Genomic DNA, 21125 nt, shown 5'->3' with positions numbered 1-21125 from the left:
CAGGGTGGTGATGCCTGCGCCTGCCACCTCTCGGGTTCGACGTATCACAGCCGACGGTCTCCCACCATGTGAAGGGCTGCGCGAGGCGGGACCGCTGGTCTCCGAGCGGCGGGGGAGGTGGGTGTACTACAGCGTCGACGTCCGTTCTCGCCGCGATGGGCAAGAGCCTGAGACCCTCCGGCCGCTGCCTGAGGGTGAAACAGCCCTGACCTGCTGACCTGTCGGGTGCGCCCGGTGCCGACCAACCGGTGGGTACACCGACGAATGCTGACGATTCATCAGAGGGATGTCGACGAGGGAACGAGCGGGCTCAGCGGACCAGGCCGCTGATCTGGTCGACGGCCTCCCGTGCCGGGCGGCCGACTCCGATGAGGGTGGCGGAGGCGGGGCCGGTCCAGTCGCCGTAGCCGAGCAGATGCAGGCGCGGCTCGGCGACGGCGCGGGTGCCGTCGGTCGCGATGTGCCCGCGCGCGCCGCGCAGTTCGAGTGGGGCGAGATGGGCCAGTGCGGGGCGGAAGCCGGTGCACCAGATGACCGCGTCCGCTGCTGCCGTAGTGCCGTCGGCCCAGGCGACGCCGTGCGCGGTGAGGCGGTCGAACATCGCCCTGTGAACGAGTCGCCCGGCGTCCCGGGCTGCGCGGACAGGGGGCACGGCGACAATGTCGCCGAGCGAGGCGACCCCGCCGGGGTCCGGGCGCCCCGCCTCCAGGGCGCGACGGCGGGCCGTGGCGGCGTCGAAGAGGGCACGGCCGTCGATGTCGTCCGGCAGGTAGCGCGGCGGGTGACGGGTGACCCAGGTCAGCCCGATGTCGCCGGCCCCGGCAAGGTCGGCGGCGATCTGCGCGCCGGAGTTTCCGCCGCCCACCACGATCACCTGCTGACCCGTGAATTCCTTGGGGGCGCGGTAGTCGACCGTGTGCAGCTGCTGTCCGGCGAAGACGTCCTGTCCAGGCGCGGCCGGGACGAAGGGGCGCCGCCAGGTGCCGGTCGCGGAGATCACCGCCCGCGCCCGCCAGGTGCCGGTGTCTCCCTCCACGCGCAGGAAACCGTCTTCGCGGCGGACCGCACCGACCTGGACGGGGCGCTGTACGGGTAGCTGGTAGCGCTGCTCGTATTGGGCGAGGTAATCGACCACATGCGTGGCCTCCGGGTAGGTGCGGCCGGGCTGGACCGGCATGGGCCGGCCGGGGAGGGAGGAGTACGCGGCGGGTGAGAACAGGTGCAGTGAGTCCCACATGTGGCGCCAGGCCCCGCCGGGCCGGTCCTGGGCGTCGAGGATGACGAAGTCCAGTCCGGCCCGGCGAAGGTAGAAACCGGCGGCCAGTCCTGCTTGGCCGCCGCCGATCACGACCACAGCGTGATCGGGTCTGCGTGTGCTCATCGGCGCGTTCCGATGGCGGCGTGTTCCCGGCGGGCCGTGAAGCTGCACGTCCGGCACGCAGAGTGGGCCGGGCGTTCGCGTTCGTGCTGGTGAGGCTCAGAGCACTGCATGCCGATCAGCTCTCCTGCGCTTGCCGTTCGGTTGTGGTGCGGATGGCCTGGGTACTGAACTTGCGGCGCCAGGCCAGGGATACATAGACCAGCGCCACCAGCACCGGGACCTCGATGAGCGGGCCGACGACGCCGGAGAGGGCCTGGCCGGAGGTGACGCCGAAGGTGGCGATGGCGACCGCGATGGCCAGTTCGAAGTTGTTCCCGGCGGCGGTGAAGGCCAGGGTGGCCGTGCGGTCGTAGGCCAGGCCGAGCGCCTTGCCGAGCGCGAAGGTGCCGAACCACATCAGCGCGAAGTACACCAGCAGCGGCAGCGCGATCCGGGCCACGTCCAGCGGCTGCGACGTGATCGTCCTCCCCTGCAGTGCGAAGAGCAGCACGATCGTGAAGAGCAGGCCGTAGAGGGCCCACGGTCCGATCTTCGGCAGGAAGTTCCGCTCGTAGGGTTCGCGGCCCAGCTTCTTCTCGCCGAGGCGGCGGGTGAGGAATCCGGCCAGCAGCGGGATGCCGAGGAAGACGACGACGTTCAGCGCGATGTGCCAGACGGAGACGTCCAGCCCCTGCCCGTCGCCGAGATTCAGCCACCGGGGCAGCAGGTCGAGGTAGAACCAGCCCAGCATGCCGAACGCGAAGACCTGGAAGACGGAGTTGAGGGCGACGAGCACGGCGGCGGCTTCGCGGTCGCCGCAGGCCAGGTCATTCCAGATGATCACCATGGCGATGCAGCGGGCCAGTCCGACGATGATCAGCCCGGTGCGGTACTCGGGCAGGTCGGGCAGGAACGTCCACGCGAGGGCGAACATCACGGCCGGACCGAGGATCCAGTTGATGGCCAGGGACGAGATCATCAGCTTCTTGTCGCCGGTGACCGCGTCGAGTCTGTCGTAGCGGACGTTGGCCAGGACCGGGTACATCATGATCAGCAGGCCGATGGCGATCGGCAGCGAGATGCCGCCGATCTCGACCCTGGACAGCGCGTCGTCCAGACCGGGGACCGCCCGGCCCAGGCCCAGGCCGACGGCCATGGCGGCCAGGATCCACACGGCCAGGAAGCGGTCGAGAGTGGAGAGCTTTCCTACGATCCCGGCCTCATCCGGGGCCGGGGGTGTGCTCTGGGCTGTGGCTTCGGTCCTCGTCACGGGCAGGGCCTCTTCCGGTCGGTGGCGATCGTGGTGCGGGCGGTCTCAGCCAGCTCGGTGAGCGAACCGGCGAGGGCCGTGAGGACGTCAGGCCGCAGCTTGTAGTAGGTGAAGCGACCGCACGGCTCCGTCTCGACCACTCCGGCGTCCCGCAGTACGCGCAGGTGGTTGGAGAGGTTCGTCTGCCGTGCCCCTGTCTCCTCAACGAGGTGGGAGGTGCACAGGGTCTCGTGCGCCAGGAGGGTCACGATCTGGAACCGGAGAGGGTCCGCGATGACCCGGATCAGGTCGACACCCTCCGCTGTCACTTCAGGTTTGGCTGACGTCATCATGCGCTGATACTCTCACATCACTACGCGCTGATGCCAGCGAGGGCTGACGTCAGCACTCCGGAGCCGGACGTAGCCCTTGCTGCTCGATGAAAGAGACCCTCATGGCCGAGAAGCCCTCCGTTCTGTTCGTGTGTGTCCACAACGCGGGTCGCTCCCAGATGGCCGCCGCCTGGCTGACCCACCTCGCGGGGGACCGCGTCGAGGTCCGCTCGGCCGGCTCCGCCCCAGCCGACTCTGTCAACCCCGCCGTCGTCGAAGCCATGCGCGAGGTCGGCATCGACATCGCCGCTGAGACCCCCAAGGTGCTGACCGTGGACGCCGTCCAGGCATCTGATGTCTGCGTGACGATGGGCTGCGGCGATGCCTGCCCCGTCTTCCCCGGCAAGCGCTACCTGGACTGGAAGCTGGAGGACCCCGCCGGCCAGGGGGTCGAGGCCGTACGGCCCATCCGCGACGAGATCAAGACCCGTATCGAAGGGCTGATCGCCGAGATCGCTCCGGAGGGCGGGAAGTGAGCACGGACATCCGGAACGTCATCATCATCGGCTCGGGGCCCGCGGGCTACACTGCCGCGCTGTACACCGCACGCGCGTCGCTGGAGCCGCTGGTCTTCGAGGGATCCGTGACCGCTGGTGGGGCGCTGATGACCACCACCGAGGTGGAGAACTTCCCGGGCTTCCGCGACGGCATCATGGGCCCGGAGTTGATGGACCAGATGCGTGCCCAGGGTGAGCGCTTCGGTGCCGAGTTCGTCGCGGACGACGTCGCTGCCGTTGACCTTTCCGGCGAGATCAAGACGGTGACCGACTCAGCGGGCACCGTGCACCGGGCCAGGACCGTGATCATCGCCACCGGCTCCCAGTACCGCAAGCTCGATCTGCCCGGCGAGGACGAGCTGTCCGGCCGTGGCATCTCCTACTGCGCCACTTGCGACGGCTTCTTCTTCCGCGAGCAGGACATCGCCGTTGTCGGCGGCGGCGACACCGCGATGGAGGAGGCAACTTTCCTCTCCCGCTTTGCCAGGTCCGTCACCATCGTGCACCGTCGCGACACCCTGCGCGCCTCCAAGGCCATGCAGGAGCGCGCCTTCGCCGACCCGAAGATCTCCTTCGCCTGGGACAGCGAGGTCGCTGAGATCCACGAGAAGGAGAGCAAGCTCTCCGGCCTGACTCTCCGCAATACTCAGAATGGCGAGACCTCCCCTCTCCCGGTCACCGGCCTGTTCGTCGCTATCGGCCACGATCCGCGTACGGAACTGTTCGAGGGAGCCGTCGGCCTCGCCCAGGACGGCTACCTTGAGGTGGACGCCCCTTCCACCCGTACGAACATCCCGGGCGTTTTCGCTGCTGGAGACGTCGTGGACCACACCTACCGGCAGGCCATCACCGCAGCCGGAACAGGCTGCTCCGCCGCTCTGGACGCCGAGCGGTACCTGGCCGCACTCGTCGACGGCGAGCATGCACCAGAGCCGGAAAAATCCCCTCTGGCGCTGTAGTCGGCCCGGAGCCCCGTCGCCCGCGCGGTGGCGGGAGCCAGACTCGTGGTGGCCCTGCCGTGCGTCGGGCGGCACCGTCGACGGTTGCTGGTTATGCGCTGGTCGCTGTCCCGCAGTGGGGCGTTTCCGCAGGTGACTGCGACGTCGTCGACGTTCCGCTTCAATGTGTAGCACGCACGGTTAACTGATTGCCCGCGTCCAGTCAAACTAGCAGGTCAGACGGGGTGTGCCCATTTTCAGGACCACCCCGCCCGGATTCCCGTCGCTGGATGGTCGCTGGTGAAACTGATACGTCGTCACCTGTCATCACCCGTCGTTATCCGTACGGTCGCTGGAAATGCGCTGGTTGAACCTGACGGGACGTCAGATGCGGACCAGCGGTCGTCTTCGGGATGAGCCGTGAGGGGGTGCCCGCCGACTGGGCGGTTGCCTGGCCCCGAAGCGGTACCCAGGCCGTTGTCGGCTTCGGGACTCTGTTTCTCGACTGGTGGACCGCCCCGGGCTCGGCCAACGCATGTCGTGGCCCGGGGGTCAGGTGGTGAGGCTCTCGTCGCGCACGTCGGCGACGAGCGCGACGGGAGCCTTCGGGCTCGGTCAGCAGCGCTGGGCCACCGGAGTTCTTGGAGTCGCGGATGGTGATCGCTTGGTAGGCGGTGTGGGCCAAGTCAGCGACCTCCACACAGTTGTTGCCGGAGCCGCTGCTGTACCACCAGCATGTAAGGGGTGCCGTCCGTGAGCTGTCGGCCAGTGCCCCAGCACCTCGGCCGGGGGCGGGAGCCGCATGGCGCTGTTCGGTGGCCAGGCCGGCCTGAGCGGTGTCCGCCCGGGCCACCGGGGCGAATACCAGCGGCCGGATCAGGGACGTCCGGCGTCCGGTATCCCGCCAGGCGCCGTCCGGGCAGCGCAGTGCGAGGGCCACGACCTCAATGGGCTGGGCCGGGTGGCCGGTGGAGGCCGTCGGCTCGAAATCGCGATGACGATGAATGTGGTTTCGGCGAAGGCCGGATCAGCGGTCAGTCTCCTCATGTGCTCACAGTTCGAGGGTGCGGTGGCGTAGCCGGCCGTCGGCGCATCGGGGCGTCGAGCGCAGCCGGACCAGGGTACGGCGGCCACGTTCGACCACTTCGGGATCGCCTTGGGTGGCGCCGAAGGCGATCCCGCTCACCGCGTCGAGGGCGGTGTCGGTGACCAGCCGTTCCTGTTCGGTGTCGGTCAGGGCCCGGCCGTACCCGTCCAAGAGCGCCTCGTACAGGTCGGGGCGGTCGGACCAGGCGTCGGAGAGGCGGACCAGGTCCCGTACGGCGGGGCCGGGCTCGCTGCGTTCGAAGTCGATGAGAGCCAGGGAGCCGTCGGCGTCGCCAGCGGAATCGGCTTCGTCGTCGAGGCGCAGAATATTGCGGAGCTGGAAGTCCCCGTGGGTCTCGACCCAGGGCAGCGGAGCCAGGTCCGCAGCCTGGTGGGTGAGTTCGCGGACGAATTCCTCGTCGCCGGGGGAGAGGTGTGGCCGCGCGGCTTCGAGGTGCCGTTCGGCCTTCTCGATGGCTGGTCCGCTGTTGGTCGGGGCGGGCCGCGGCGTCGAAGCCTGGTGAACGCGGCGGGCCAGGGCTCCGATGCGGCGGAAGGTGTCGCGCTCCTGCTGCGGTGGGAGGCTGGCTCCGTGCAGGGGCCTGCCTGGCAGTGCGGTGAGCACTACAGCTCGCAGTTCTTCGTCGGCGGCCATCAGCCGGGGCGCTCTCGTGCCCAAAGTCGGCACCCATGTCCGGTATGCCACTACTTCTCGGGTGTGGAACTTGGCGGATTGATGGATTTTCACGTACCAGTTGCCGCCCTGGGCACCCCTGGCCTTCCACACGCGGCTGCCCTCCCGCATCCAGGAGACGTCGATCCAGGTGGCGATCGGTCCCACTGTCTGTTCCGCGAACTCCACGACTCGAGCACCGGGACGTTTGGCGGGTGGAGGAGCATCTGCGGCCGCCACGAGACGGAGGCGGTCGGCTCCGGGGTCGTAGACGATCGTGTCGTTGGGCAGGAAGTGGACCGCGAGCCAGGCGCCGGAGCGGTAGGCGTCCAGGCCGGCGCGGCAGTACGCCACCATGTCCGCGGGCAAGGCGTCGAGAGGCACCCAGTCCATCGCGTTGCACACATCTGGCTCAGCGATGCGGGGGTCGCCCTTCCAACGTCGGACTTCGAGAGGGAAGCCGGTACGTGCCCGCCCGTCGGTGCTGTGGTGGTGCACGGTGACGGCGGCCCGTACGTCCGTCGGATCGATCTCGACGCCTGTCTCCTCGCGGGCCGCGCGGATCAGCGCGGTGACGACATCCTCGTGCGGGCCGTCCAGGTTCCCGGAGGGGAGGTGCCACAGCCCGGCTGCGTAGACCGCGCCGGCGCGCCGGGAGAGGAGGACCTCCGGGCCATTGCCCGTGTCCCGGCGCAGGATCAGGTGGACGTCGACCGGTTCGGTATGCCGCTGCGCGCCGCTCATGTTCATGGAGCCCACCTTCTACTCCCAGCCCATCTGGGAGTACGGGCATCCGACCAGCACCCCGTCAATGGCCAGGCGCGTATATGGAACGGTCTCGGTCGGAAGGTCCTTCGGTGCCCACCACCGCCACTCCACGCACCGGTCGGGCTCCAGGACTTTCGGGGTGCCGGACCAGGAGCGAGCCCGGAAGACGAGTTGAATCCGTGGCGGCGCGCCCGGCGAGTCGACGAGGTGGACGAGGTGTACGAGTTCGACGTCGCCGGGGTTGATGAGCAGCCCGGCCTCCTCCTTGGCTTCCCTCACCAGGCAGGTGATCGCGGCCTCTCGCTCGCAGTGCCCGGCCAGGAAATGCCACGTATTCGGGGCGAACGTGGAGTCGGGGTGGCGCAGACCGAGCAGGATGCGGCCGTGATCGTTCTGGAGGTAGAGGTGGACACCGACGATGTGCAGTTCCGTCCCCTCCGGTGCTTCGCCGCGGTGGGAGCGTACAGGCTCTCCTGGGGGGCTGGTCGGGGGGTGCTGGGCTGCGTGCCGGTGGATCAGCTCATGCGTGTCGGGGCTCAGACGCAGCCGGTCCAGCACCTCGGGGGTGAACCAGCGCAGAAGCACGCCCTCTCGCAGGTCGATCGCGTCGGGATCGCCGTCCCAGCGGCCCGCGAAGATCTGGATCGGCGCCGTGAGCCCGCCGGCTCCCGTCGCTTGTGCCACGGCGTACGGCGTCAGTTCCGCGGGCGCAAGGCCTGGAACTTCTTCGGCCAGCTCGCGCCGCAGTGTCTGCGCCAGGCAGGTGTCGCCCTCTTCGCGGCCGCCACCGAGAAGGGAGAAGGCCCCGGGAGCCGCGATATCGTCGCGCTGATCTCGCAGGTGGAGCAGGTACTGCCCATGACCGTCATGGATCAGGGCGGAGGCACCGACCGGTTCCGGCTGCCCGTCGAGCCCGTCGCCCTCGGCCAGCAGTAGCTTGGCGCACAGCGTGGGGGAGCGGACGTCGGCGTACGGGAGCCATCGGGCTTCGGAGACCTCTTCGTCCTGAAGCGCGAGCGGAGGTGGCTGTTCGGCGGCGAGGTAGAAGGCGAAGCGGAAGTCGTAGTGCTGGTGGGCGGGCTCGCCCTTGGCGGTATTGGCGTCGATGTCGTGGACGTCGATATCGATCGGCGCGCTGAGGAACTGCGGGGTCATGCATAGTTCCTCGGGGCGGATGCCGGTCTCCTCCTGGACCTCTCGCAAGGCGACGGTCAAGAGGGTGCGGTCTCCGGCCTCGGTGTGGCCGCCCGGATCCAGCAGTTTCCCGCCGCTGGTCCTGTGACCTACGTGCAGCACGCGCCGGTCGCGGTCGATGACGACGGCTCCACAGGTGATGTGGCCGGGTAGCGTGGAGCGGCTGGTGGGATCGGCGTCGTCGTCGAGGGCGGCAGCCAGTCCGGCAAGGGCCTCCTGCTCCTGCGGGTGCCGGGTCAGATACGCCTCGAGGGTCGCGCGGATGTGGGGTCGTGTGAGGGGCACGTCATCACCTGGGAGGTTATGGGGGTGGGGGCGCGGGTCGGTTTCGGAGCGAAGGTGGCTCATGGGTGCCATTCGGGCTCTTTGCCGTAGGGTTCTGAGGTGACTTGGTAGGAGAGCAGTTCCCGGAACAGGCCCTCTTGGTGGGCGAGCTCCCGGTAGGTGCCCTCCTGGATGATCCGGCCTTCGTCGAGCACCACGATGCGGTCGGCCACGGCGACGTTGGCGATGCGGTGGGTGACCAGCAGTACGGCCCGGTCCTTGGCGAGGTCCCGCAGCCGCTGAAAGATCTGGAATTCGGCGCGCGGGTCGAGGTTCGCGGTCGGCTCGTCGAGGACCAGCAGCCCGCCTGGGCGGAAGAACGCCCGCGCCAGCGCGATCCGTTGCCACTGGCCGCCGCTGAGTTCCTCACCGTTGAGCCACTCGCGGGCGAGGAGGGTGTCCAGGCCGGCGCCGAGCTTGTCGACTACCTCGTCGGCGCCGGCGGCCTCGCACGCCTGGTTCACTGCCTCGTCGCCGCGCGGCGAGGGCTGGCCGAGGGTGATGTTCTCGCGCGCGGTGAGCGGCCACTGGGCGTAGTCCTGCGGCACCAGGGCGACCCGCTGCCACAGCGCCTGCGGGTCGGCCTCGCCGGTCGGGGTGCCGTCCCACAGCACCTCGCCGTCGGTGGGCAGATAGAGGCCGCAGGCCAGGTTCGAGAGCGTGGACTTGCCCGAGCCATTGAAGCCGACCAGCGCGGTGACTTCGCCCCGGCGAAGGGTGAGCGAGACATCGGACAGCGCGTCGCTGCCCTTGCCCGCGTAGCGGTGGGAGACCGACTTGATCTCGATTGTCTCCGGAGGTTCGGGCCGGTGCTCGCCCCGGCGCATGCGGAATCCGCCGGCTTTCGTCAGGAAGTTGCTCCAGTCGTCCATGTACAGCCCGGTGCGCACGGCGCGGGCCCCGACGCTCACCAGGCCGCGGACCGACTGCCCCACCGTCTGCAGGGCGAAGACGGCCGTTCCGGCGTGCCCGACGCTGATACGGCCGGTGGCCAGCAGCACCACGACGGCCGCCCATACGAGGGCTGACCCGAGACCTCCGCACATGGCGCCGAGCACGGACATGCGGGCGCCTTTGTCCGCCGCGGCGCGGTCTTCGCGGTTGATGCGGGCGACGGTCTGCCGGTAGCGGCCGGTGAGGAAGCCGGCCATGGTGCCTGCGCGGATCTGGTCGGCGGCGTGCTTGGTGTAGATGTGCCAGCGCAGCACGCCCAGCATCCGGTAGTCCCCGTTGGAGCGGAGGTTGGCCAGATACCGCACCCGGGCGGCGCTGATCTGGGCAATGGCCTGCGGGAGGCTGGCCGCCACCAGGAGCGGAAGCAGTACCCAGTGCACCCCGGCCAGCACCACGGCCCCGGCGACGAAGGACGCGGAGGAGGCGATCAGGTCCTGCCCCTCGTTGATCAGGTCCCCGGTGACCTGGGCGCCGCGGTCGGCTGCTTCGCGGTCGCGGTTGAAGTCGGGATCGTCGTAGGCCCGCAGCTCCGCCTCAGCGCAGCCGGTCAGCAGCATCTGCTCGGCCTCGCGGGTCATGAGCGGGCCGAGCCGGGAGGAGAGCCAGGTGACGGTGATCCCCAGCAGCGCGCGTACGCCGGCGGCACCGGCGAGCAGGGCCACCGAGGGCCACGCCTCCAGAATCCGCTGGTAGACGTCCCCGCTGCGCAGCAACGCGGTGAGAGTGCCGCTGATCGCGACCAGCCCCAGGGCCTGCGTCACCCCGGAGGCTGTCTGGCACAGCAGGAGGCCGACGGTGGCGCGCCGGTCGACCCGCCAGGCCAGCGACAGCGAGCGGCGTACCAACTGCGGCAGGCGCCGGGCCATGTCGCGCATCCGGATCGAGCGGCCGGCCGCTTCGCGGCTGCCGGTGACATCGACGAACCGCATCTGCGATTCGGCAGGGGGAGCGTCGGAACTGGGCGGGGCGGTGCGCGGGCCCGGGACGCCGTCGGCTGATGCATCGGTGGGCTCGCTCACGCCGCCCACCCCGTATCCGGACGTGCGGTGCTGATACCGCTGGTGTCAACGCTGTGCACGGCTGAGGAGAGGTGCCGTTCGATTCCAGGGGGCTGATGCGCGGGAGCAGGATGCATGGCGTCCTCCATCTGGGCGGCGAAGTGGCACTGGTGCTCTAAGAACGCGCCGGATCCGGTCTCGTCACTGCCTGTTCGCGGGCATTTCGTGAACGTGAGTTCTATTGCCGGGGTCTGGTCGTGCGAGCCGGGGCGGGCGGGGATCAAACTCGTTCGATCAGACGGGGGTGCTCGTTCGGGGGCTTGTGTCCTGATGCCGGAGGTGGCTCGGGCATGGATGCGCCGGGTCGTGGCGGCGTCTGTCGCCACGCCCTGCGGGTGGACCGGTTCAGTTCAACGGGGTGGGCAGGTCGTCATGCCTCCAGGAGACGGAAGTCCGCTGCTGGGAAGCGGCGTCCGTTGACCTGGAGGACGATCGAGTGCGGGCCGGGGGTGAGCTTCGAGGTGGAGGTGGAGCGCAGTGTGTGGCTCTTGGCGAGGCGGAGCCCCCGGCCCGGTTCGGCGGTGTCGCGCAGGAGGAAGTACGTCTTCTCCCGCGGCTTGCCGGTGGGCGTCGTCGAGGAGATCACGTACATCACGTGCACCGCAGCGGTCGCCGTGGTGGTCAGCTCGGCGGAGAAGTCGAGGGTGTCGCCCTCGTGCAGTTCGGCGCGCTCCAGCGCCGGGGGACTCACGTTGATGGGGGCGTCGTGCTGGTATCCGAGGAAGGTGTAGGCGGGTGGCCAGCCCTTCTTCAGCCTGCTGCGCAGCGCGTCCCGGGCGAGGGTCGTGAAGTGCTTTTCGGTGGCACGGTCGGCGTCCCGCCAGCGCTGGAGGGTGGCCACGACCAGCTCGGGCTGGGCGAAGGCGATGTCGTGCAGGTGGTTGGCGACCGAGCGGCGCACGTACGCGCTGGAGTCGGCGTACAGCTCTTCCAGGACGGGCAGACCCGCGTCGGCCGACAGCGGGATGCGTGGGGCCCAGGGGAGGCGGGGGCGGGTGGCTTCGCTCGCGAGGCGGCGCACCCGGTGGTCGTCGTCGCGAGCCCAGGTGGTGAGGGCGCGCATCGTCTGGTCGGGGAAGTCGGCCAGGAAATGCCGCACCGGGAGCTCGGCGGAGAAGTACCCGGTCATGCGTGCCAGCGCGGTGAGCGCGTGGTCCAGGTGCTCGGCGGTGCGGCAGTAGCGGGCGACGTAGTCGGAGTGCGGGGAGTAGAGGTGCAGGCCGAAGTCGTTGGTCACGCCGGCGGCCTCGGGGGTCGGCGGGAGGGAGCGCAGCAGGATGTCGAGCGCGTCGGGGCCGGTGACCGGAAGGTGGGCGTGCAGGCCCTCGCTGGTGCGGGCGATCCGGGCGCTGAGTTCCAGCCGGGGAAGGTCGGCCATCACCGACGTCACGAAGCTGTCGGCATCGAACTCGGGGCAGGCCGTATGGACTTCGCGGCCGATGCGGGCGATGCGCTCGGCGTTGAGAGCGGTCTCTTTCAGGGGAACCTTCACGGTCATGCGCAAACCCTAGTGACGGAGACAGACCGGGCCTCGCGATCGCGCCGCGAGTCATCCGGAGGGGGCGGAGTCAGCGAACGGAGGCGCGGTACAGCAGCCGGTGATGGCGGGCACTGTCGCAGGGGGAGGCGGTGTGGAGGGTAGCGAGGTTGTCCCACACCACGAGGTCGCCCTGGCACCACGGGTGGCTGTAGATGTACGGGGGGCTGGTCGTGTGCTCGGTCACTTTCGACAGCAGACTGCTGCTGTCCTCCGCGGTCATGCCGACGATTCCGCGGATGACCATGGGGCCGAGCAGGAGCGAGCGGGCGCCGGTGACGGGATGGGTCAGCACGAGCGGGTGTTCGGCTTCGGGCTGGCCGGCGAGGCTGCCGGCTGCGGCCGAGGAGGTGCCGCCGCTGGCCTGGGCCTGCAGTGTGCCGAGCTGTTGGATGGAGTGGCAGGCGCGCAGACCCTCGATCTGCTCCTTGAGCTCGGGCGGCAGTTCCGCGTAGGCGCGGGTGGCGTCGGCAAACCGGGTCTGCCCGCCCTGCTCGGGGGTGATGACCGAGTACAGCAGTGTCGCCCGGGTGAGCTCGGGCTTGAAGGAGTTATCGGCGTGCCACTCCTCTTCGTCGTCGCCGTCGTAGATGCCGACGTGTGCCCCGTCCTCGACGATGTTGCTGACGCAGGTGAGCCCGGGGAAGCCCGCGACGGCGTACCGGCGGTCGACGTCGGTGTCCACGGTGCCGAAGTGGGCGCTGACGGTGAGGAGGTCGGCGTGGTTGAGGTGCTGCTGGGGGAAGACGAGCAGCCGGTGGTGTGCCAGCGCATTCGCCAGCTCGGGAGCGAGTGGCCGCTCCCGGGGCTGGCTCAAGTCGCAGTCGACTTCGGCTCCGAGCCCGCCCGGAAGCGGGCGCAGGGTGAGGGGCATCGCGAATCCTCCTGGCGAGGCGTGGCGGCGGGGGCTGCTCAGTACTGGGGGGATTGCAGGAAGCGGCGGATGTCCTTGATGCCGGAGGCGGCCATGACCAGCCGCTCGATGCCGATGCCCAGGCCAACGCTGGCGGCCGGCACCCGGCCGTCCTCGATCGCCTCCCACGCCAGGCGCTGTTCCCCGTCGTAGAGGTCCACCGCGCGGGCGCGCTCTGCGAACGCCGCGCCGTCGGGTTCGTCTTCGTATCCGTGGACGACCTCAAGGCCGTCCACGATGAGCTCGAACCGGTTGATGGTGGCGGTGGTACCGGGGGTGAGGCGGGCGCACGGCTCGTCCCCGCCGAGCGGGTAGTCAGTGAGGAACACCGCGGTGCCCGCGCTGCGCGGCTCCAGCTCGCGCTCCACGTACTGCCCGAGCACGTCCTTGAACGGCACCGTAGGGGGGAGGCGGAGGTGGGCGGCCATCTGTGCGGGGAGGTCGCCGAGCCCTTCGCACCGCAGGTTGATGCCGAAGGTGTCCCGGATGTGCTCCCCCACGGAGATCCGCACGGGGGTGTGGGGGATGTGCGGGGCGACCAGCCGCTCGGCCAGGGAGAAGAGGAACGCGAAGTCCTCGCCCGCGGCGTACAGGTCGAGCATCGTGAACTCGCAGGCGTGGAGCTCGTCCGGCTTCTCCGGGCGGAAGCACGGCCCGATCTCGAAGATCCGCGGGTGGTGCTCCAGGTTCACCCGCAGCGCGGGCCCGATCATCGCGCGCAGGAACCGGCCGCCGTCCAGGTCGGCCGCGGCCCGGCGCCCCGGTCCGAGGTCAGTGCGCCGGGCAACGGGGGTGACGACCTCGACGAAGGAGCCCGCGCGCAAGGTGTCGCGCAGGGAGTAGAGCACGTCGGACTTCATGGTGATCGGGTCGAGCATGCAGCTCTCCTCAAGTCCAGGGCTTCGTGGGCCAGCCGATGTCGCCCCGGCCGCGTTCGCATTCCGGCTCATTGGCGGGCCACAAGCTAGCTGCGGTCGTGCGCGCGGCAGAACCCCGCCGTCGGACACTGACCCCCTCGCGGAAGCCAAGAGCGCTCACCACGAGTCCCCATGCAGCATGTTTGCGCAGGTCAAATGGGGTGTGCGTGCAACGCTCGCGCAACAGCCGGGCGCGCCCGGAGCAACGCCGCAGAGCGTTGCCGCGGCCATCCGGGCGGCCATAGCGTGATTGCTCAGGCACCCGGCGCGACTGCGTCACGCCCTCACCTCTCGCAGGGAGGCATCCGCTCCCGGCGTGATGGGCGGCGTGCCGCCCGTATCCCCGGGCGCCTCGGGGCGACGGCACTCACAGCTCACCCTGCCGCGGCCCGGCAGCACACTCACCGCCCGATTACCACGGACTCGCGGAACTTCCGCGACGAAGGGAGAGCTCCCTATGACCACTGCGACCACCGGACTGCACTCCGGCAGCAGCCTGAAGCTCGGCACCACGTTCGTCACGACGCTCAAGGACGGCATGCGTCCCGACGCCGGGCTGAAGCTCGGCATGCGCCCCGACGCCGCTGGGCTGAAGGACGGAATGCGTCCCGACGCCGCCGGGCTGAAGCTCGGCATGCGCCCGGACGCTGCGGCTGCCTGATCTGACGCGCCTCCCGCCCCGGGCGCGGTCCTGGACAGCCCGCACCCGGGCGCGGTGCGCAGCTCGCACCGTCGTGATGTACGCCCCCGAGATCCCCTACTCCTGGAGGAAGTGATGGGCAGCCCCGCCGCGCGCCCGGTGCAGCACTCGGCGCCACGAAGCAGAACGCGCAACGGGACCGGCGCCTCGGGCCCCGTCCGCAGGGCTCTTGGCCCGCAGCTCATCGCCGACCTGGAGAAGCTGTGCGGCCGCCCCACGATCGGGCTGTTCGACGTGGCCAAGGACCTCGCGGCCGTTGCGCTGGCGGCTTGGGCCGGGCACCACGTCGGTCACGTCGTCGGTCCCCTGCTGGCCGTGGTCTACATCGGCGTGCGGCAGCGGCATCTGTCGAACCTGGCGCACGAGTGCGTGCACTCCAAGCTGATGGCCACGCGCGGACCCAACCGGCTCGTCGGGTACGCGCTGACCGCGCTCCTCGGCGAAGGGTTCCTGCCCTACCGCAGCACCCACGCCGTCCACCATGCCAAGCTCGGCTCCGACGACGACCCGATGTTCCAGTCCTACAAGGCCGGCAACATCTGGGCCGCTCGTACGGCGCGAGGCCGCCTCTCCTTCGTGCTGCGCTTCATCGTGCGCGCCGCCCTGTGGCGCCTACCGACGACCGCGGCGCGCACTCTGGTCACCAAGGCACCGGAAGAGACGTGGCGGGCACTGGGTGCCCGGGCCGTGCTGTGGGCGGCCGCCGTCGCCGCGTGCTGGCCCTTCGAGGCCGTCGGCGCCTTCCTCTTCTACTGGCTGGTGCCGCTGGTCCTGGTGCGGCCCGTCGTCACCTGGATCACCGACCTGGGCAACCACGCGGGCCTCATCCTCAATGAGGACGTACTGCTGCAAACCCGCGGCTGGTCCTCCCACTGGCTCATCCGGCACCTGCTCGGCGGCCACCTCGACGACATGTACCACCCGGTGCACCACTGGTGCCCGCAGATTCCCTGGCGGCGCCTTCCCGAAGCCAGGGCTCTGGCCGCGCAGCAGTTGGAGCGCTGGGACGAAGTGCCCTGGTGCAGCGGCTACTTCGCCCGACGGCGCTCCACGCCCGAGACGCCGTGCGTGATCGAGGACATCATCGCCCGCCTGAGCGCCACCGCCGCACACCATCCGCCGCGCGCCCGCGACGCCGCCTGACCCACCTTCACCGCACCGTCCACCGAGCAGCCGACACCGCTGTGCCCAGCGCTCCGCCGCGCGAGCGGCGCGGCCGGTCTGCGCAGCGTCGGCACCGGCCGCCGAGGAGGCGGCACGCCATGACCGATCCCGCTCTCGCCGTAAGCAGCTTCGACGAATGGACCCAGCTTCGCGAGGTCGTTGTGGGCCGCGCTGAGCATTACACCGCGCACCACGTCGACGCCTCATGGCGCTTGTTCTTCTTCGACAACGTGGCCCCCGCCCTCACCGGCGGAGCCGCCGTGCAGGACCTTCTGCCGATCCCCGACCGGCTCGTCGACGAGCTGAACGAGGACATCGCCGGATTGGTCGACGCCCTGGCCGGCTGCGGGGTGCGCGTGCACCGGCCCGCGGCCCCGGGCAAGGACGTCGACATCAGCTCCCCGCACTGGGAGGCCCGGGCCACCCCGCCCCTCAACGTCCGGGACCAGACGATCGTCCTCGGGGACACCATCGTCGAGACCGCGCCCCACGTGCGCGCCCGCGTCTTCGAGAACGACCTGCTCAAGCCGATCTTCTACCGCTACTACGGCGCCGGGTCGAACTGGGTGAGCATGCCGCGGCCCGCGCTGGCCCGCGGTTCCCTGGACGACGCCTTCTTCCGCCGCCAGGGCATCGACGTCTCCCGCGCCACCGATTCCGAGACGGCCCTGGACATCGACGGGCTCGGCCTGGAGATGGTTTTCGACGGCGCGCAGTGCATGCGTCTGGGCCGGGACGTCCTGGTCAACGTCGCCAACGACAACCACGAGCTGGCGCTGCGCTGGCTGCGGGACAACCTCCCGCACCTGCGTTTCCACCGCCTCGATGGCATCGCCGACAACCACATTGACAGCGTCATCGTGCCATTGCGTCCCGAGCTGATGCTGCTGCGCTCCCCGGAGTACCTGAAGTACCTGCCCCAGGCCCTGCACTCCTGGGAGGTGATCTACGCCCCTCAGACCGACGACCGGAACTTCCCGGACTACAGCGACCTCGGTTTCGTCATCCCCATCGGCAGCCGCTACATGGACATCAACGTCCTGTCGGTCGACGAAAACACCGTCATCGTCAACTCCCTGTATCCGGAGCTGATCACCGTTCTGGAACGCCGCGGCTTCACCGTCGTCCCCGTCCGGCACCGGCACCGGCGGCTCTTCGGCGGCGGCTTCCACTGCTTCACGTTGGACACCGTCCGCTCCGGCGGCTGCGAGGACTACCTGGACTGACCCGGCGCCCCGCCCGCGTCGGCCGCACCCCTGTCCCGGCCGCGCTCCGCGGCCCCTGTTCACCAGGAGATCGAGTGACCTACGCCTGGCCTCCGAGCCGAGAATTCTGGAACGACGAGTTCCCCGCCAAGACCGACGCGAGGACCGCGCCGCACCTGTTCAAGGGCCTCATCCCGTCGAGTGCGGCGAGCCCCAGCGATGTGCTGGGCGGCTTCACCGCGATCCGCCACGCCTACGCCGCCGACACCCAGACCAAGGCGAAGGCCCGCGTCTACGTCGGCGAGGAGCGGCGCGATGACCTCCTGCCCGAGGTCCTGACCGCATCCGCCTGGCCCGAGGGGGGCTTCGTCAAGTGGATGCAGTCCGTCGTGGACGCCGAACGCTTCAGCCTGGTGATCAACAACCTGGAGACCGTCAGCCCGCCGCTGGCCAAGGGCCTGGGCACCTTCCTCGCCTCCCTCTTCGACGGGTGGGGCGTCCCGCTCGGCGGCGCCGAGCAGGTCGCCTTCGCGGGCAACTATGCCGGGACCGCCTTCGGCGTCCACGAGGGCTACGAGGACGCGTTCCTCATCCACCTCGGCCCGGGCACGAAGAATTTCTATACCTGGCCCGGGGGCGAGTACGAGAAGCTCACCGGCGGCACGGGCCCGCTCTACGGCGACTACCGCTGGCTGCTGAAGCACGGCCGGCACTTCGTTCTGGAGCCGGGGGACGCTCTGTTCCTGCCGCGCCGGGTCTTCCACGTCGGCACGCAGAACGAGTTCTCCGTCTCGGTGGCCGTTCCGCTCTACACCTACCCGGACGCCGGGCTGATGCGCCAGGCGATCCTTCCCGAGCTGCTCGACTCCCTGCTGGCCGACCGCGGCCCCGACGACGAGCGCAGCCAGCCCTCGCCGATGGCCTCTCAGGCCGAGGGAGATGGCCCTGTCGCGCAGCGCCTGGCCCACCTCGCCCATACGACGCTCACCACGGCTGCCGAGCAGGCCGAGGAGGCAGTTGAGCAGCATGTGCGGCAGCGGTGGGAGACGGTGCTCAGCAACGGCGGCTGGGAGCTGGCCGAGGACGACCTGTCCCGCTCGCTGGCCGCCGCGGCTTTCGACGCGCGGGATGTGAAGCCCGGCGCCACCGCCTCCCTCGTCCCGCCCTACCGGCTGCGCGTGGCCGGGGAGCGCGTTTTCCTGCGTGGCTTCCAGATCGCCATCGACGCCCACGTGCTGGAGGCGGACATGGTCTCGGCCCTCAACGCCGGCGCCAGCGTCCCCCTGCCCCACGACGACAACGTCCTGGCCGCGGTCCGCGCCCTCGGCGCCACCGGCGGCCTGAAGGTCACCACCCGCTCCACCGCTTCGGAGGACCCCACCGCATGAACCCTGAAAACTCGCTGGTCCACGCCTACCTCGCGGCCTTCCCCGAGACTCGCAGCGCCGTCAACGGCACCCTGCTGGGCAACTTCACCTCGGGCAACGACCTCGTCGACAAGCACCTCGCCCCGATGATCGACTGGGTGTACGGGAGGATCGCCGACCGGGTCACCGCGAGCGAGCTCACCGAGCCCCAGGCGCGGATGTACATCGAGGAACTGTCCGTCTTCGCCCGCTACAACGCGCAGTTCCTCAAGCAAGCCGCCACGAGCGTGGAGGGCTTCTGCCCGGAGCTCGCCCACGAGCTGCGCCGCAACCATCTGGAGGAGGGCGGCGAGCGCGGCAAGGTCCCCGCGCACTACGTGCTGTACTCAGGCGCCCTGCTCGCCGACCTCGGCCTCCTCGTCAACGGGCACGTCCCTGCTCCCGAGACGGCCCTGCTGGTCGACCTGCATCAGTGGATGGTCGGCTCGCACATGCCCAGCCTGATCGCCGGGGCGTACTACGCCACCGAGGCCGTGGCCATCGCCGAGACCGAGATCCTGCGCGACATCACCAACCGGTACGGCGAGCTGACCGTCGACGCCAGCGGCAGCGAGCTGAAGAACTTGGACTACTACTACCGACTCCACCTGGACGACGACCACCACGCCGCGCAGGTAAAGGGCATGAGCGTGGAGGCCGCGCACATCGAGGGCCTCGCGCAGTTCATCCGGAAGGCTGATCTCTTCCACATCGACCTGCCGCAGGCCCTGGATGGGTTCCTGCAGATCCTGGAGGCGATGACAGCATGGTGGACTCAACTCGACCACCGCGCAAAGGAGATGAACCGATGAACGCCACCCCCGCCGAGACCGACGAGCGCACCGGCGGCTGCCTATGCGGAAAGATCCGCTTCGTCGTGAAGGGCAAGGCCGACTACCCGCACACCTGTAGTTGCCCCCACTGTCAGCGGCTGGGCGGCGCTCCGGTGATGTGGTGGGCCGGCTTCGCCACGGACGGTCTGTCCTGGACCGGCGAGGGTGGCGAGCCGAAGTGGTTCGAGACGTTCCCGGGCCAGGCCAAGCGGGCCTTCTGCCCCGACTGCGGCAGCCGCATCGCGGCCCTCGACAGTGACATCCCGGACATCGGCATCAACGTCACGGCCCTGGACGACACCAGCGGTGCCGACCTCGTCCCCGTCAACCAAAGCTTCCGGGACAGCGCGGTGCACTGGCTGCCTTCGGTTCCCGACACCCAGCACAGCACCGTCGCGGGCTGAACCGAACCGGTCGCTCGGGTGGCGAGACGCCCTCACCACCCGAGCACGGCCGGGACGACAGCACTACCGCCGCCGTGCCGTGCCCTCTTCCCGCGACCGGACCCCGAGCCCGCCTACGACGCGGCAGGCCGCGAGACCGAACGCCGAACCGGTGACATCTCCCTCATCCAGCAGTGGGACGCGGCCGACCGCCTCACCACGCAGACTGCGAGTTCAGGACCGGAGCTCCTCCAGCACCGCACCTACGCCTACCGCGCCGACGGCTACCTCACCGAGATCAGTGAACTCACCTCCGGCACCCGCCGCTTCGACCTCGACTCCGTCGGTCGGGTCACCGCCGTCATTGCCCACGGGTGGCGTGAGAGCTACGTCTACGACTCGGCGGGCAATCTCTCTACCACCCAAGCCCCCGATCACCCTGCACCCGGTGAACGTGGCACCCAGGGCACCCTTCTGCGCCGCGCGGGCCGCACTGCCTACGAGCACGACGCCGCCGGCCGCCTCATCTCCAAGACCCGCTACCTCCTCAACGGCCAGAAGAAAACCTGGACCTACACCTGGAACGCGGAAGACCGCCTGATCGAAGCCGCAACGCCAGACGACGGGCAGTGGACGTATGCCTACGACCCACTGGGCCGTCGCGTCAGCAAGACCGGTCGGAACGGCCGCGCCCTGACCTTCACCTGGGACGGCACCCGCCTGGCAGAACAAACCACCAGCGACGGCCAGACGACCTCCTGGGACTACGCCCCAGCCACCCACCGCCTCCTCATGCAAACTGACCACACACCACTGACTCGCGGACCGGATGGTGGGTCCCTCCTCACGAAACTCGCCAAACCCACTGTCGGCAACCCTCGCTTCTACGCCGTCCTCACCGACCTCACAGGCGCACCCACCGATTTGGTCAGTCCAGACGGCAAGGTGGCATGGCAACACCGCACCACCCTGTGGGGCACCCCTCTCCCATCACCACCCTCCGACACGTCCCCAATCTGCCCCCTCCGCTTCCCCGGCCAATACGCGGACCCAGAAACGGGCCTCAACTACAACTACTTCCGCTACTACGACCCAGAAACCGCCCACTACCTCACCCCCGACCCCCTCGGCCTCGCCCCAGCCCCCAACCCCCACACCTACGTGCACAACCCTCACACCTGGACCGACCCCCTCGGGCTTGCCGGGTGCGGTCAGACGAAGTTGTCACGTGGGGAAAAGGTTGCTGCGGCCGAGGGGGTCGACGATCTCTCACCAGAAGTGCGCAAGAGCCTTACGAACTTCATGCGCAAGAGCCCTGGAGCCGCCGAAGTTCCGCAGATCATCCGGCTCCCTGAGGGTGCCGCTGAATTCAGCTACAAGGTCCCAGGGAGGGTTTCAGGCTCTTATGCTGTGTACCGGAAGAGGGTAGACGCCGAGGGGGCAACAGAGATGGCCTACAAGACCACATTCCTCCCTGACGGCAGTATCGCCCACATCAAGTTCAAGTGAGGCCGGTTTCAATGCATTCGATCAATTGCAGGGACGTTCTTACCAGCCTGATCCGATGGGATGCT

18 protein-coding genes and 1 pseudogene are annotated in these 21125 nt (G+C 69.5%); 9 read left to right on the top strand and 10 right to left on the bottom strand.

The window, feature by feature from the left end; genetic code table 11:
* Positions 1 to 310: 310 nt before the first annotated feature.
* The 3 genes from ACFYNS_RS07470 to ACFYNS_RS07460 all read right to left on the bottom strand — a co-directional run bounded on the left by ACFYNS_RS07470 (position 311) and on the right by ACFYNS_RS07460 (position 2959).
* Positions 311 to 1381 carry an ArsO family NAD(P)H-dependent flavin-containing monooxygenase gene (locus tag ACFYNS_RS07470; protein ID WP_360692172.1) on the bottom strand — a complete coding sequence of 357 codons (1071 nt, stop codon included), beginning with the start codon at positions 1379 to 1381 and terminating at the stop codon, positions 311 to 313.
* A gap of 115 nt (positions 1382 to 1496) precedes the next feature.
* Positions 1497 to 2630, bottom strand: coding sequence for an ACR3 family arsenite efflux transporter (arsB, locus tag ACFYNS_RS07465; protein ID WP_360692169.1), 1134 nt, complete (start codon positions 2628 to 2630; stop codon positions 1497 to 1499).
* Positions 2627 to 2959, bottom strand: coding sequence for a metalloregulator ArsR/SmtB family transcription factor (locus tag ACFYNS_RS07460; RefSeq protein WP_360692190.1), 333 nt, complete (start codon positions 2957 to 2959; stop codon positions 2627 to 2629). The genes arsB and ACFYNS_RS07460 overlap by 4 nt, the downstream gene beginning before the upstream one ends.
* A gap of 104 nt (positions 2960 to 3063) precedes the next feature.
* On the opposite strand from ACFYNS_RS07460, the gene ACFYNS_RS07455 reads away from it, so the two are divergent.
* Positions 3064 to 3477 carry an arsenate reductase ArsC gene (locus ACFYNS_RS07455; protein WP_360692166.1) on the top strand — a complete coding sequence of 138 codons (414 nt, stop codon included), beginning with the start codon at positions 3064 to 3066 and terminating at the stop codon, positions 3475 to 3477.
* Positions 3474 to 4457, top strand: a complete 984-nt coding sequence (gene trxB, locus ACFYNS_RS07450) for a thioredoxin-disulfide reductase (RefSeq protein ID WP_360692163.1) — start codon at positions 3474 to 3476, stop codon at positions 4455 to 4457. The genes ACFYNS_RS07455 and trxB overlap by 4 nt, the downstream gene beginning before the upstream one ends.
* 316 nt (positions 4458 to 4773) lie before the next feature.
* Here the strand turns inward: trxB and ACFYNS_RS07445 are convergent, their stop codons facing one another.
* From ACFYNS_RS07445 to ACFYNS_RS07415, 7 genes are all read right to left on the bottom strand, one after another.
* Positions 4774 to 5136, bottom strand: a complete 363-nt coding sequence (locus ACFYNS_RS07445; protein WP_360692187.1) for a hypothetical protein — start codon at positions 5134 to 5136, stop codon at positions 4774 to 4776.
* A gap of 351 nt (positions 5137 to 5487) precedes the next feature.
* Complete coding sequence (locus ACFYNS_RS07440) at positions 5488 to 6945, bottom strand: phosphotransferase (protein ID WP_360692160.1); 1458 nt, start codon at positions 6943 to 6945, stop codon at positions 5488 to 5490.
* 12 nt (positions 6946 to 6957) lie between these two features.
* Entirely contained in the window at positions 6958 to 8442 is a 1485-nt protein-coding gene (locus tag ACFYNS_RS07435) for an NUDIX domain-containing protein (protein WP_360692158.1), read from the bottom strand.
* Positions 8443 to 8501: 59 nt separating this feature from the next.
* Complete coding sequence (locus tag ACFYNS_RS07430; RefSeq protein ID WP_360692184.1) at positions 8502 to 10364, bottom strand: ABC transporter ATP-binding protein; 1863 nt, start codon at positions 10362 to 10364, stop codon at positions 8502 to 8504.
* Between the two features lie 499 nt (positions 10365 to 10863).
* Positions 10864 to 11991, bottom strand: coding sequence for a hypothetical protein (locus ACFYNS_RS07425; RefSeq protein WP_388601408.1), 1128 nt, complete (start codon positions 11989 to 11991; stop codon positions 10864 to 10866).
* A 70-nt stretch (positions 11992 to 12061) separates the two neighbouring features.
* Entirely contained in the window at positions 12062 to 12904 is an 843-nt protein-coding gene (locus tag ACFYNS_RS07420) for a TauD/TfdA family dioxygenase (RefSeq protein ID WP_360692153.1), read from the bottom strand.
* Positions 12905 to 12942: 38 nt separating this feature from the next.
* Entirely contained in the window at positions 12943 to 13821 is an 879-nt protein-coding gene (locus tag ACFYNS_RS07415) for an amino acid--tRNA ligase-related protein (protein WP_360692150.1), read from the bottom strand.
* A 496-nt stretch (positions 13822 to 14317) separates the two neighbouring features.
* On the opposite strand from ACFYNS_RS07415, the gene ACFYNS_RS07410 reads away from it, so the two are divergent.
* The 7 genes and pseudogenes from ACFYNS_RS07410 to ACFYNS_RS07380 all read left to right on the top strand — a co-directional run.
* Positions 14318 to 14521: a hypothetical protein gene (locus tag ACFYNS_RS07410; protein WP_388601404.1), complete on the top strand. Its 204-nt coding sequence runs from the start codon at positions 14318 to 14320 to the stop codon at positions 14519 to 14521.
* A gap of 114 nt (positions 14522 to 14635) precedes the next feature.
* A complete protein-coding gene (locus ACFYNS_RS07405; RefSeq protein WP_360692144.1) occupies positions 14636 to 15703 on the top strand; it encodes a fatty acid desaturase in 1068 nt (355 codons plus the stop codon).
* A 119-nt stretch (positions 15704 to 15822) separates the two neighbouring features.
* On the top strand, positions 15823 to 16950 hold the full coding sequence (locus ACFYNS_RS07400) for an inosamine-phosphate amidinotransferase 1 (protein ID WP_360692141.1): 1128 nt from the start codon (positions 15823 to 15825) through the stop codon (positions 16948 to 16950).
* Between the two features lie 74 nt (positions 16951 to 17024).
* Positions 17025 to 18317 (top strand): hypothetical protein, encoded by a 1293-nt coding sequence (locus ACFYNS_RS07395; protein ID WP_360692138.1) that lies wholly within the window; start codon positions 17025 to 17027, stop codon positions 18315 to 18317.
* Positions 18314 to 19147, top strand: a complete 834-nt coding sequence (locus tag ACFYNS_RS07390; protein WP_360692135.1) for a DUF3865 domain-containing protein — start codon at positions 18314 to 18316, stop codon at positions 19145 to 19147. The genes ACFYNS_RS07395 and ACFYNS_RS07390 overlap by 4 nt, the downstream gene beginning before the upstream one ends.
* A complete protein-coding gene (locus tag ACFYNS_RS07385; RefSeq protein ID WP_019356475.1) occupies positions 19144 to 19572 on the top strand; it encodes a GFA family protein in 429 nt (142 codons plus the stop codon). Before ACFYNS_RS07390 ends, ACFYNS_RS07385 begins: the two co-directional genes overlap by 4 nt.
* A gap of 114 nt (positions 19573 to 19686) precedes the next feature.
* Positions 19687 to 21060: pseudogene (locus tag ACFYNS_RS07380) on the top strand (RHS repeat domain-containing protein); the annotation flags it as partial.
* Between the last annotated feature and the right edge of the window lie 65 nt (positions 21061 to 21125).

Source organism: Streptomyces sp. NPDC006925 (assembly GCF_042869575.1).
Classification (GTDB): domain Bacteria; phylum Actinomycetota; class Actinomycetes; order Streptomycetales; family Streptomycetaceae; genus Streptomyces.
This window is presented reverse-complemented; position numbering and strand designations above follow the sequence as displayed.